This window comes from Waltera sp. (assembly GCF_046969025.1).
Lineage (GTDB): Bacteria > Bacillota > Clostridia > Lachnospirales > Lachnospiraceae > Acetatifactor > Acetatifactor acetigignens.
In genome coordinates, this window is record NZ_JBKVQF010000017.1 from 45,637 (window position 1) to 58,128 (window position 12,492).

A 12,492-nucleotide genomic window follows, 5' to 3' on the forward strand; every position below is an offset into this window, starting at 1 on the left:
GTTACACCAATGGTTCAGTTGATTGTAGGCAAAAAGGGCAAGGGCAAGACAAAACAGCTGTTGGACAAAGTCAACAGCGAGGTAAAGGATATTGCGGGAAGTATCGTATATCTGGACAAAAGTACGAAACATATGTATGAACTGAACAACAAGGTGCGTCTGATCGACGTTTCCCGTTATATGATCGAGAATGAAAGCGAATTTCTGGGATTCGTATGCGGTATCATTTCTCAGGATCATGATCTGGAGCAGATGTATTTTGACAGCTTTCTGAAAATCGCAGCACTGGAAGACAAAGACATTTCCGCAGTTGTTGAAAAACTGGAGAGAATGAGTGATTTCTTCCAGGTGGATTTTATCCTCAGTGTATCCAGGGACGAATCCGAATTACCGGAGTCTGTGAAGGATAAGATCATTGTATCTTTGTAAGAAGAACGAATTATAATTTTCACGTATGAGAAGCCTCGGATGCCAACCGGGGCTTCTCAAACGTAAGGGAGAGGAAAGGAGGTTTTCCAATGGCAGAACAACCGAGAAAAATAAAAAAATACAGAAAACCTTTGAACCTCAATATCGGTATGCTCATCTTCGGAGCTATTTTTATTTATGTAATCATTTGTGTGATACTGTATTTTCAGACAGACCACATCGTGCGTTATGAAGTAACGGAAGGATCACTGGCTACCAATAATATTTACCGTGGAGTGTCAATCCGCACAGAGGAAGTTGTAAGTACGGATACTGCCGGATATGTGAATTTTTATGCAAGAGAAGGCGAACGGGTGGCCAAGGGAGACACTGTTTACATCGTGGACGAGACGGGCCGGCTGACGGAAGAACTGGAGGATGCCAGCCTTGGAGAAAATACCCTGAGTGACCAGGAACTTTCGGAATTCCGTAATGAAATCGTGAATTTTATGCATGGGTATGATGACAAAAATTACGAGAGTACCTATGATTTTAAATATTCTTTGAAGAACACGGTGCTGAAACTGGCCAATGTAAATATGCTGCAAAGCATTGAAAACGGAAATAACGGTTCGGCTGCAAATATTGTAAATTTCTGTTATGCGCCCACCACCGGTATCGTGGCTTACTGGACGGACGGTTATGAAAATCTGACCGTGGAAGGTGTTACCCAGGAAGTATTTGATAACAAAAATTATGAGAAGAAACAGATGCTCGGTAATGAACTGATGGCTGTGGGAGATCCGGTGTACAAGCTTTCCACGGAGGAAAACTGGTCGGTGGTCATTCCCATCGATGCAGAGCGAGGCGCAGAGATCCAACAGGAGGATTATGTCAAAGTACGTTTTCTGAAGAATCAGTATGAGTCCTGGGGGCAGGCAAAGCTGTTTACCGGCAGTGATGGCAATACATTTCTGTCACTTACCTTTACAAATTCCATGGTTACGTTTGTATCCGACAGATTTCTGGATATCGAGCTGATATTGAATGATGAGACCGGACTGAAGATTCCAAATTCTTCCATTGTGGAGAAGGAATTTTTCCTGATCGATGAAGATTTTGTCACGACCAATGAAAATACGGGAACCCAGGGTGTGATCAGACAGTGCTACCGGGATAACGGGGACATTTCCAGTGAATTTGTGGAGGCCGGTGTGTACAGCTACGATGAAAATGAAGGCGTGTACTACATGGATACTTCGGTGCTGAAGGCCGGAGATGTCCTGTACAAGACAGACAGCCAGGAGACCTATACGGTAAGCAAGCGTGCAACACTGATCGGTGTGTATAATGTGAATAAGGGATATGCTGACTTCAAGCAGATCAATATTCTGTATCAGAATGACGAGTATTCCATCGTAAAAGCCAATACGACCTATGGCCTGAATGTATATGACTATATTGTACTGGACGGTTCTTCGGTATCGGATGATCAGATCATCACCAATATCAAGAAAACAGATACCGGCAGGACGGATATTCCTACAGACAGTGTAGAACCGGGAGTAAGCGACAATATACCGGAGAGCACAGAGCCACTTCCAGCGGAGACCAGAGAGGAACCGACGCAGGAGACCACACAGGAAGCAACACAGGAAAGTCAGACACCGGAAAGCTAGAAAGGATGGCGGATACTATGGAAGAGACCATACAGAGCATGGAACTGGCACAAAATTACAAAACGGTAAAAGAGAACGTCACAAAAGCCTGTGAGCAGGCGGGCAGATCGGAGCAGGAAGTGACGCTGCTTGCAGTCAGCAAGACCAAACCGGTGGATATGCTGATGGATGTCTACCGTGCGGGAGCCAGAGATTTCGGGGAGAACAAGGTTCAGGAACTGGTGGACAAGATCCCTCAGATGCCTTCGGATGTCAGATGGCATATGATCGGCCATCTGCAGCGCAATAAGGTAAAATATATTGTAGATAAGGTTTACCTGATCCACAGCGTGGACAGCCTCCGGCTGGCGGAAGAGATCAGCAGAGAAGCCGTGAAGAAGCAGGTGGAAGTCAATATCCTGATCGAGGTAAATGTGGCACAGGAGGAAAGCAAGTTCGGAACTACGGTAGAAGAAACTGCAACACTGATCCGTGAGATTGCAACGCTTCCGGGAATACATATCAGAGGATTGATGACGATCGCCCCTTTTGTGGAGGATCCGGAAGAAAACAGGGGCTATTTTCAGAAACTTCGGCAATTAGCTGTTGACATCGGAAATAAAAACATTGATAATATTTCTATGAATATTCTTTCCATGGGAATGACCGGCGATTATATGGTGGCCACGCAGGAAGGAGCCACGATCGTCAGAGTCGGAACTGGTATTTTCGGAGAAAGAGATTATAGTAATACGATCTAGAAAGAGATTGAATAATAAAGGAGACACACAACAATGGGTGTAATGGATAAGTTCCTGAATTATATGAAACTGAACGATGAAGAGGATGAAGGTTTCTATGATGACGATTATCTGGATGATGAGGAAGAAGTAGAACCGGTAAAGAAATTCAGCCCGGCCAAGAGCAGACAGCAGGCGCAGGAGGATGACGAACCGGAAGAGAAGAGTAAGCGTTCCTCACAGCCTAAGGTAACACCGATCCACCGCACCGTGACCAAGAAAATGCCTGGAACCGGCATGGAGGTCTGTGTGATCAAGCCTACTTCCGTAGAGGATGCAAGAGAGATCACGGAGACACTGCTGGCCAACCGGACAGTGGTACTTAATCTGGAAGGCCTGGACGTGGATATCGCCCAGCGTATCATTGACTTTACTTCCGGATCCTGTTTCGCAATATCGGGTAATTTACAGAAAATATCCCATTATATTTTCATTATTACGCCGGCCAGCGTAGATATCTCCGGTGATTTTCAGGATATTTTCGGCGGCGCCGGATCTTTTGAAATGCCGATCAACAATGGAATGTCATAAAATGTCAAATGCCATTAAAATGTCATATGAAGATAACTTCCTGTAGGCAACTGCAGGAAGTTTTTTAAAAACAGATATAAATTATACAAGAAAGAACAGTTTATAAGGAACTGAAGGGTGAACAACATGGCACAGAGATTACCGGTGCTTTATAACAAAAAGCCTTGCTACGATATTGTATTCCAGCAGTCTTTTGACGGCCTGTGGGAAGAACTGGCAGAGCTTGGCGCAGCAGACAAGAGATTATGCATTGTGACGGATTCCACCGTAGACGGACTGTATGCGGCACAGATTCTTAAGTTTCTGGAGGGAAAATGCCGTAAGGCTGTGAAATATGTGTTCCCCGCAGGAGAAGAACACAAGAATCTGGATACCGTGAGGGATGTGTACCGTTTCCTGATTGAAGAGGGTTTTGACAGAAAAGATATGCTGCTGGCACTGGGCGGCGGCGTCTGCGGTGATCTGACCGGATTTGTGGCGGCTACTTATTTAAGAGGCATTGATTTTGTACAGATTCCAACTACATTGCTGGCACAGGCAGACAGCTCTATTGGCGGTAAGACAGGTGTGGATTTTGACAGCTATAAGAACATGGTAGGCGCATTTAAGATGCCCAGACTGGTATATATGAACCTGTCCGTATTAAAAACGCTGGAAGAGAGACAGTTTTATTCCGGATTTGCGGAAGTAATGAAATCCGCACTGATCAAGGATGCGCCCTTCTATGAGTGGCTGATCGAGAACATGTATGAGATCTGCGAGCGGGATCTGAATACCCTGGAAGAAATGGTGATCCGTACCTGCTCCATCAAGAAAATGGTGGTGGAAAAGGATCCTACCGAGCAGGGAGACCGTGCTCTCTTAAATCTTGGACACACGATCGGACATGCTATCGAGAAATACAAGAATTTTGAATTGTATCATGGAGAGTGTGTGGCACTGGGTACGGTAGCTGCAGCATATATTTCCTGGAAAAAAGAAATGCTGAGCATGGAAGAATTTTATGAGATCCGTGATATGTTTGTACCGTTTTATCTGCCAATCTCCGTGGACGATATCGATCCGCAGGAGATCTTGAAACTTACAAAATCCGATAAGAAGATGGAAGCCGGTACGATCAAATTTATTCTGTTAAAGAAGATCGGAAAGGCAGTTATCGACAGAACCGTTACGGATGAGGAAATTCTGGCTGCCATCGAAGAAATCAATTTTAGTGAAGAGGATGCTCATGAATAAGGAAAAGAAAAGTAGTCGAGTTGTTATGCTGATCATAGATGCCCTGATTGCAGCCGTACTTCTGGTACTGGATCAGTTTACCAAGCATCTGGCGGTGGTACATCTGAAGAACCAGCCGGCCTATGTGATCATTGACGGAGTTCTGGAATTGCAATATCTGGAGAACAGAGGATCCGCATTCGGTATGCTGCAGAACCAGAAGGTATTTATTTTGTTTGTGGGAATCGTATTTCTTGCGGTGCTGTTGTTTTTCCTTTTCAAACTTCCGGAACAGAAGAAATTCCGAATCGTGCATGTACTGCTGGCAGTGATCGTTGCCGGAGGCATCGGCAACATGATCGACAGATTCCGACTGGATTATGTAGTGGATTTTATCTCCTTCGTACTGATCAATTATCCGATCTTTAATGTGGCGGATATTTATGTGGTAGTGGCTACCATTGGCCTGTTTATTCTGTTTTTGTTCGTATACAAGGAAAAGGATCTGGAATTCCTCAACTTTAAGCAGAATCGTTATCGGGAGATGAAATAATGGAAGAACTCCGATTTCAGATAACAGATGAGATGGAAGACGAACGGATTGACAAATGTATGAGTCTGCTTGTGGAGAATCTGTCCCGTTCTTTTATCCAAAAGCTGATCAAAGACGGAAATGTGCTGGTAAACGGTACGCCGGTAAAGGGAAGTTGTCGTGTCAAATGTGATGATGAAGTAGTCTTCTCCGTGCCGGAATCTGTGGAACCGGATATTGAACCGGAGAACATCCCTCTGGATATCCTGTATGAGGATGCGGATCTGATCGTGGTGAATAAGCCGAAGGGGATGGTGGTGCATCCGGCGGCGGGACATTACAGCGGCACTCTGGTTAATGCACTGATGTATCACTGTGGCAGGGATTTGTCCGGGATCAACGGAGTACTGCGCCCCGGTATTGTACATCGTATCGACAAGGATACCACTGGATCTGTCATTGCCTGCAAAAATGACAAAGCACACCGGTGCATTGCAGAACAGTTGAAGGAACATTCCATCAACAGAAGATACCGTGCCATCTGTTTCGGAGAGCTGAATCAGGAGGAAGGCACCATCGACCAGCCCATCGGCAGGCATCCGAATGACCGTAAAAAAATGGCGGTGAACCACCAGAACGGAAAACGTGCCGTGACCCATTACCGGGTATTACAGAGATTTCAGGGATATACTTATATAGAGTGTGTGTTGGAGACCGGAAGGACGCACCAGATCCGTGTGCATATGGCAAGCATCGGGCATCCGCTTCTGGGGGATGAAGTCTACTCCAACCGGAAAAGTCCTTTCAAATTACAGGGGCAGACACTTCATGCCAAGACACTGGGATTTATTCATCCCACTACCGGAGAATATCTGGAGATCGATGCTCCGCTGCCGGAATATTTTGAACATCTTCTGACAGTGTTGGAGAAATAAAACTTATAGCTTATGTTTCGTACAGAAATGAGGCGACTATGAATCTGTTTGATATTTTAGGACCTGTAATGGTCGGCCCCAGCAGTTCTCATACTGCGGGAGCGGTCCGGATCGGTTATATTTCAGGAAAATTACTTCAGGACCATGTGGTGAAGGCGGAAATCCTTCTGCATGGTTCCTTTGCTACTACGGGCATCGGACATGGCACGGATAAGGCGCTGATCGCAGGCCTTTTGGGAATGCGGCCGGATGATATCCGGATTCCGGACAGCTTTTTCCTGGCGAAAAAGGACGGAATGGAATTCTCTTTTTCCACCATTACCCTGAAAGATGCCCATCCCAATACGGCGGTTCTGCGGCTGACCGGAGAACATGGGCGGAAAATAGAAGTGCAGGCGGCTTCCATTGGCGGCGGCCGGATCCTGATCGCAAAACTGGATGGAATCGAAGTAAATTTCTCTGCGGAAAAGCCGACTTTGATTGTACACAATGTGGATCAGCCGGGACATGTGGCACAGGTGACCTCCATGCTGGCTGAAAAGCAGGTGAATATTGCAACTCTGCAACTCTACAGGGACAAGCGGGGCGGCTACGCCGTTATGGTCATAGAGACAGATCAGGAAGTGCCGGAGGAATCGGTGGCCTGGCTGGAACAGCTGGACGGCATCATTAAGGTGACCTATATCAATGTGGAGGAGTAACTATGTCCTATCAGTCATTTGAACAGATATTACAGAAATGTCATACGGAAGGAAAAGAATTCTGGCAGGTGATTCTGGAAGATGATATGGCGGAGCGGAATGTGTCAAAGCAGGACAGTATGGAGCATATGCGGACTACCTGGGATGCCATGCTGCTGGCAGCGGCTACTTATGAAGGAGATATTAAGTCCTCCAGCGGACTTGTCGGCGGTGATGGCCAACGGATGGAGGAATACACACACAATACCGGTAAGGAGTCACTATGCGGGGAATATGTAGACGAATGTATTGCAGGAGCGTTACAGATGGGAGAATCCAATGCCTGTATGAAACGGATCGTGGCAGCACCTACCGCTGGAGCCTGTGGGGTATTGCCTGCGGTGCTGGTTCCCTATTTTCAAAAACGGTGCAGGGATACCGACAAAATTCTGAAAGCCATGTATGTAGCGGCGGGGATTGGACAGATCATAGCCACCCGTTCTTCCATCAGCGGGGCTGCGGGAGGATGCCAGGCGGAGATCGGGTCCGCCAGTTCCATGGCGGCCGGAGCTCTGACATATCTGCAGGGAGGCAACTGCGAACAGATTGCTACAGCGGCTGCCATGGCTATGAAGAATCTGCTGGGACTGGTATGCGACCCGGTAGCGGGACTGGTGGAGGTTCCATGCGTGAAACGAAATGTGATCGGTACTGTGAATGCCATGGCCTGTGCGGATATGGCAATGGCGGGGATCGTAAGCCGGATTCCACCGGATCAGGTTATGGATGCCATGAAAGAAGTCGGGGATAAAATGGATGCTTCCCTGAGGGAAACGGCGTTAGGAGGCCTGGCACAGACGGAAGAAGGCATGAAAATAGCAGAAAAAATGCATGCATCATATGAAAATTAGTAATAAACGACTGAAAAAACTGATAATTGGTTGATTTTTTGTTAAATATCACGTATAATGAAAATACAAAAAATGCTAGTTATCAAGTACAGCAGAAAGTGGGTGTGTGTATGAATACGATTATTACCATTGGACGTCAGTTTGGTTCTGCAGGCCGTGAAATCGGGGAAAAGGTTGCAGAGTATTTCGGAATCAAATGCTATGATAAGGAACTTCTTATCAGAGCGGCACAGGAAAGTGGTTTCTGTGAGGAAATGATCCAGAACCATGATGAGAGACCTACCAATTCTTTCCTGTATAATCTGGTGATGGATACTTATTCTTTCGGCTACAATGCATCCTCTTTTGTAGATATGCCTATCAGCCACAAAGTATTTCTTGCACAGTTCGATACGATCAAGAAGATCGCCGATGAAGGCCCTTGCGTTATTGTAGGCCGTTGTGCAGATTATGCTCTGGCAGATTACAAGAACTGCATCAATCTGTTCATCTTCGGCGATGACGATGTGAAGACCAAACGTATCATGGCCAGATATGATCTGACGGAAGCCAAGGCAAAGGAAATGATCACGAAGAAGGATAAGCAGCGTCAGAGTTACTACAACTATTATTCTTCCAAGAAGTGGGGCAGAGCTGATAGTTACGATCTGTGCATCAACAGCAGCATCCTCGGCATCGAAGGAACCGTAAAGCTGATCATTCAGTATGTGGAAGACTTCGAGAAGAAAAATAATGCAGATATTCTGGAAAAGTAGATATCTGAAATATTTTTCAAAAAAATAAAATTATATCTTGACGATTAGGGCGCCTCATGTTATTATACTACGGTATGCCGCATAACTAGGTATAAGTGTGTCGGATTTTAGAATCCTTTACCACCAAAGTTAGCGAGTAAATAATAGGAGGTGCCTTATTATGTACGCAATTATTGCAACAGGTGGAAAGCAGTACAAAGTTTCTGAAGGTGATGTGATCAAAGTTGAGAAGATCGATGCAGAAGCTGGTAACACTGTTACTTTTGACCAGGTGATCGCAGTAAGTGACAATACCCTCAAGGTTGGTGCTGACGTTGCTAACGCAACTGTTACCGCAACCGTTATGGAGCAGGGTAGAGGTAAGAAGGTTATTGTATACAAGTACAAGAGAAAAACCGGTTACCACAAGAAGAATGGTCATAGACAAGCATACACTCAGGTTAAGATCGAAAAGATTAACGCGTAATCGTTATGACAACTATTATCATTCGTAAGAACCATGAAGGGATCTATCGTGGATTCTACTGCATGGGGCATGCGGAATATGCGAAGAAGAGATTGTTCGGTAAGGAACCGGATATCCTCTGTGCAGCGATTTCCGTGACCGTACAGAGTACGATCATGGCGTTGGACGAGATGGTCGACGAAAAAATGCAGCTGACGCAGAATGAGGAGACGGGATTTATCAAATGTGATTTCGAGAATTCCATTCCGCAGGACAAGACCGTATTTCTGATGGACTTTATGGTGTTTTCACTGCAGAAGCTCAGCAGACAGTACGGGGAACAGTATTTGCAAGTAAAAATCGAGGAGGTGTAGACCATGTTTAACTTTAACCTTCAATTTTTTGCACATAAAAAGGGAGTTGGTTCTACCAAGAACGGTAGAGATTCCGAATCCAAGAGATTAGGTGCGAAGAGAGCTGATGGCCAGTTTGTAAAAGCTGGAAATATTCTTTACAGACAGCGCGGTACTAAGATCCATCCCGGTGTCAATGTTGGTATCGGTGGAGATGATACTCTGTTTGCTTTAGTTGATGGCGTTCTCCGTTTTGAGAGAAAGGGCAGAGACAAGAAGCAGGCTTCCGTATATCCTGTAGAGAAATAAGTTGATTTAACCAGGGCTTCAAACATACTGATTGTTTGAAGCCCTTTTAGTCCGTAAAGAGTTTTATGTCGGAAAGGAGAACAAAATGTTTGCTGACAGAGCTAAAATTTACGTAAGAAGCGGTAAAGGCGGAGATGGTCATGTGTCCTTTCGCCGCGAAAAATATGTTCCCAGTGGCGGCCCTGACGGTGGCGATGGTGGTCACGGCGGTGACGTGATCTTTGTTGTAGATGAGGGACTGAATACCCTGATCGATTTCCGGCACATCCGTAAGTACAAGGCCGGAGACGGGGAAGAGGGCGGCAAGAAAAACTGCCGCGGCAAGGACGGAGAAGACATCATTATCAAAGTCCCTGCGGGAACCGTGATCAAAGAAGCACAGAGCGGGCAGGTAATTACGGATATGTCGGGGGACAACAAACGGGTTGTTCTCTTAAAAGGCGGCAAGGGCGGTAACGGTAACCAGCATTATGCTACCAGTACCATGCAGGCACCCAAGTATGCACAGCCGGGACAGGCTGCACAGGAACTGGAACTTCTGCTGGAACTGAAGGTGATCGCTGATGTCGGACTGGTAGGATTTCCCAATGTTGGTAAATCCACGTTCCTGTCCAGAGTGACCAATGCCAGACCCAAGATTGCCAACTATCATTTCACGACCCTGAATCCGAATCTGGGTGTAGTGGATCTGGAAGGAACCGGTGGTTTCGTCATTGCGGATATTCCGGGACTGATCGAGGGAGCTTCCGAGGGAATCGGTCTGGGACACGAATTCCTGCGCCACATCGAACGTACCAAGGTGATCATCCATATCGTGGATGCGGCCGGTACGGAGGGAAGAGATCCCATTCAGGATATCTATGCCATCAATAAAGAACTGGAAGCCTATAATCCGGAGATTGCAGCCAGACCTCAGGTGATCGCGGCGAATAAGATTGACGCTATCTATACGGAGGATGGATCCGATCCGGTAGCTGCAATCCGGGCAGAGTTTGAATCGAAGGGCATCAAGGTGTTCCCTATGTCTGCAGTAACCGGTCAGGGCGTAAAGGAACTGTTATACGAAGTGAACGATATGCTTGCTAACATCGGAGAAGAGACCACTGTCTTTGCGCAGGAGTACTTCCCGGAGAGTATGACAGGATCTGTGGATGATGCTTACACCGTAACCTATGATGAAGAAGAGGACGAGTACGTAGTAGAAGGACCCAAGATCGAGAAGATGCTGGGATACACCAATCTGGACAGTGAGAAGGGATTTACCTTCTTTCAGAATTTCCTGAAGGATACCGGTATTTTAGAGGAACTGGAAGCACTGGGTATCCAGGAGGGCGATACGGTACGCATGTACGGTCTGTCCTTTGATTACTATAAGTAAGTTTGTGAAAGGAAAAGATAGATTATGACAAGCAAACAGAGAGCTTATTTAATGAGTCTGGCCAGCAATCTGAATCCCATTTTTCAGGTGGGTAAATCCAGCCTGACTCCGGAACTCACCGCAGCTATTGGTGAATCCTTTAATAATAATGAACTGATCAAGATCGGTGTTCTGAAGAACTGTTTTGACGACCCCAGAGCTATTGCGGAGATGGTGGCGGAGCGTACCCATTCCCAGGTCGTACAGGTGATCGGCAAGAAGATCGTATTGTACAAGCCCGACAAGGACAAGCCGAAGATCGAACTGCCCAGATAAGGTCAGAGCATAGCCGACGAGAACCAATCAAGAATGATAACTGCGTGCAAAGGGATGAGGAAGCATGAGCAGAATAGGTATTATGGGAGGCACCTTTAATCCGATTCATACAGGACATTTGCTGTTGGCAGAGCATGTGCTGGAGATGGTGGGACTGGATCAGGTCTGGCTGATCCCCACAGGATGTTCCTATCTGAAAAGAAAAGAAGGGATCACTGTGTTATCGGCGGAGGACCGGTACCGGATGGTCAATCTGGCCATTGCGGACAACGACAGATTCCGCTGTCTGGACATGGAGATCCGCCGCCCGGGAAATTCCTACAGCTACGAGACCATGGAACAGCTGCAAAAGGAATATCCGGAGGATCGGTTCTTTTTTATCTGTGGAGCGGACTGTCTGTATACCATAGAATACTGGAAATGTGCGGACCGTCTGTTTGCCGCATGTACAGTTCTTGCCGCTGTACGGGGAGATGCTGATATTGCAGATATGCAGGAAAAAATCGATGCGCTGGAAAAGAAATTCGGTGCACAGATCAGACTGCTTCCTTTCCGACGCATCGAGATCTCATCTTCCGAAATACGTGAAAGAAGGCGCAAGGGGCTATCCGTACGATATCTTGTGCCGGATGCGGTGAGAGTATATATGGAAGAAAAGGGGCTTTACCAGGATGAGTGATGTTTTGAAAAAACTGACCAGAGAAATGGAAAAAGTACAGGAACCAAAACGTTTTGTTCATACACAGGGCGTGGAATATACTGCGGCGGCGCTGGCCATGCGTTATGGTGAGGACGTGGAACGGGCACAGGTGGCAGGACTGCTTCATGATTGCGCAAAATGTATGGGAAATGATAAACTGTTGTCAGCCTGCGAGAAACACCACATTCCGGTGACGGACGTGGAACGGCGCAATCCCTATCTTTTGCACGCCAAGGTGGGAAGCTATCTGGCGAAGAAAGAATACAAGGTGGAAGATCCGGAAATCCTGAGCGCTATTTTATACCATACCACAGGACATCCGAATATGACTCTGCTGGAAAAGATCATTTTTACGGCGGATTATATTGAACCGGGTAGAAAACAGGCACCGAATCTTAAGATAATCCGACAGATGGCTTTTATAGACCTGGATGCAGCGGTAAAAAAGATCCTAGAGGACACTCTGGATTATCTGCGATCCGGGGATGGCGAGATGGATCCCATGACGGAAGAGACCTATCAATATTATAAGAACTATAATGAAAATAAGAAGAGTGAGGAGTAATA

17 protein-coding genes are annotated in these 12,492 nt (G+C 46.3%); all 17 read left to right on the forward strand.

Features of this window, described 5'->3' with window-relative positions; all coding sequences use genetic code 11:
- Positions 1-9 precede the first annotated feature (9 nt).
- The 17 genes from ACLTOH_RS10435 (at position 10) to yqeK (ending at position 12,490) form a co-directional block, all read left to right on the forward strand.
- A complete protein-coding gene (locus ACLTOH_RS10435; RefSeq protein ID WP_022312505.1) occupies positions 10-429 on the forward strand; it encodes a hypothetical protein in 420 nt (139 codons plus the stop codon).
- 89 nt (positions 430-518) lie between these two features.
- Positions 519-2,087 carry an HlyD family efflux transporter periplasmic adaptor subunit gene (locus ACLTOH_RS10440; protein ID WP_182439166.1) on the forward strand — a complete coding sequence of 523 codons (1,569 nt, stop codon included), beginning with the start codon at positions 519-521 and terminating at the stop codon, positions 2,085-2,087.
- Positions 2,088-2,092: 5 nt separating this feature from the next.
- A complete protein-coding gene (locus tag ACLTOH_RS10445) occupies positions 2,093-2,827 on the forward strand; it encodes a YggS family pyridoxal phosphate-dependent enzyme (protein ID WP_337417294.1) in 735 nt (244 codons plus the stop codon).
- Between the two features lie 33 nt (positions 2,828-2,860).
- Positions 2,861-3,397 (forward strand): cell division protein SepF, encoded by a 537-nt coding sequence (locus tag ACLTOH_RS10450; protein WP_227063228.1) that lies wholly within the window; start codon positions 2,861-2,863, stop codon positions 3,395-3,397.
- A gap of 126 nt (positions 3,398-3,523) precedes the next feature.
- The gene (gene aroB, locus ACLTOH_RS10455; RefSeq protein ID WP_022312509.1) at positions 3,524-4,633 is read left to right on the forward strand and encodes a 3-dehydroquinate synthase; all 1,110 of its coding nucleotides are present in this window, start codon (positions 3,524-3,526) and stop codon (positions 4,631-4,633) included.
- The gene (gene lspA, locus ACLTOH_RS10460) at positions 4,626-5,165 is read left to right on the forward strand and encodes a signal peptidase II (RefSeq protein ID WP_117465656.1); all 540 of its coding nucleotides are present in this window, start codon (positions 4,626-4,628) and stop codon (positions 5,163-5,165) included. The genes aroB and lspA overlap by 8 nt, the downstream gene beginning before the upstream one ends.
- Complete coding sequence (locus ACLTOH_RS10465; protein ID WP_227063225.1) at positions 5,165-6,079, forward strand: RluA family pseudouridine synthase; 915 nt, start codon at positions 5,165-5,167, stop codon at positions 6,077-6,079. The genes lspA and ACLTOH_RS10465 overlap by 1 nt, the downstream gene beginning before the upstream one ends.
- Positions 6,080-6,117: 38 nt before the next feature.
- Positions 6,118-6,780 carry an L-serine ammonia-lyase, iron-sulfur-dependent subunit beta gene (sdaAB, locus tag ACLTOH_RS10470; protein ID WP_117465658.1) on the forward strand — a complete coding sequence of 221 codons (663 nt, stop codon included), beginning with the start codon at positions 6,118-6,120 and terminating at the stop codon, positions 6,778-6,780.
- Positions 6,781-6,782: 2 nt separating this feature from the next.
- Complete coding sequence (gene sdaAA, locus ACLTOH_RS10475) at positions 6,783-7,670, forward strand: L-serine ammonia-lyase, iron-sulfur-dependent, subunit alpha (protein WP_227733125.1); 888 nt, start codon at positions 6,783-6,785, stop codon at positions 7,668-7,670.
- Between the two features lie 110 nt (positions 7,671-7,780).
- The gene (locus ACLTOH_RS10480; protein ID WP_262594669.1) at positions 7,781-8,425 is read left to right on the forward strand and encodes an AAA family ATPase; all 645 of its coding nucleotides are present in this window, start codon (positions 7,781-7,783) and stop codon (positions 8,423-8,425) included.
- 160 nt (positions 8,426-8,585) lie between these two features.
- Positions 8,586-8,891, forward strand: coding sequence for a 50S ribosomal protein L21 (rplU, locus tag ACLTOH_RS10485; protein ID WP_022153044.1), 306 nt, complete (start codon positions 8,586-8,588; stop codon positions 8,889-8,891).
- Positions 8,892-8,896: 5 nt separating this feature from the next.
- Positions 8,897-9,244, forward strand: a complete 348-nt coding sequence (locus tag ACLTOH_RS10490) for a ribosomal-processing cysteine protease Prp (protein WP_227063221.1) — start codon at positions 8,897-8,899, stop codon at positions 9,242-9,244.
- A 3-nt stretch (positions 9,245-9,247) separates the two neighbouring features.
- Positions 9,248-9,532, forward strand: coding sequence for a 50S ribosomal protein L27 (gene rpmA, locus ACLTOH_RS10495; protein WP_022153046.1), 285 nt, complete (start codon positions 9,248-9,250; stop codon positions 9,530-9,532).
- An 85-nt stretch (positions 9,533-9,617) separates the two neighbouring features.
- Positions 9,618-10,910 carry an Obg family GTPase gene (gene obgE, locus ACLTOH_RS10500; protein ID WP_412123391.1) on the forward strand — a complete coding sequence of 431 codons (1,293 nt, stop codon included), beginning with the start codon at positions 9,618-9,620 and terminating at the stop codon, positions 10,908-10,910.
- A 24-nt stretch (positions 10,911-10,934) separates the two neighbouring features.
- Positions 10,935-11,225, forward strand: a complete 291-nt coding sequence (gene yhbY, locus ACLTOH_RS10505; protein WP_022153048.1) for a ribosome assembly RNA-binding protein YhbY — start codon at positions 10,935-10,937, stop codon at positions 11,223-11,225.
- A gap of 64 nt (positions 11,226-11,289) precedes the next feature.
- The gene (gene nadD / locus ACLTOH_RS10510; RefSeq protein WP_227063220.1) at positions 11,290-11,904 is read left to right on the forward strand and encodes a nicotinate-nucleotide adenylyltransferase; all 615 of its coding nucleotides are present in this window, start codon (positions 11,290-11,292) and stop codon (positions 11,902-11,904) included.
- Entirely contained in the window at positions 11,897-12,490 is a 594-nt protein-coding gene (gene yqeK / locus ACLTOH_RS10515; protein WP_337414277.1) for a bis(5'-nucleosyl)-tetraphosphatase (symmetrical) YqeK, read from the forward strand. The genes nadD and yqeK overlap by 8 nt, the downstream gene beginning before the upstream one ends.
- Positions 12,491-12,492: the final 2 nt, after the last annotated feature.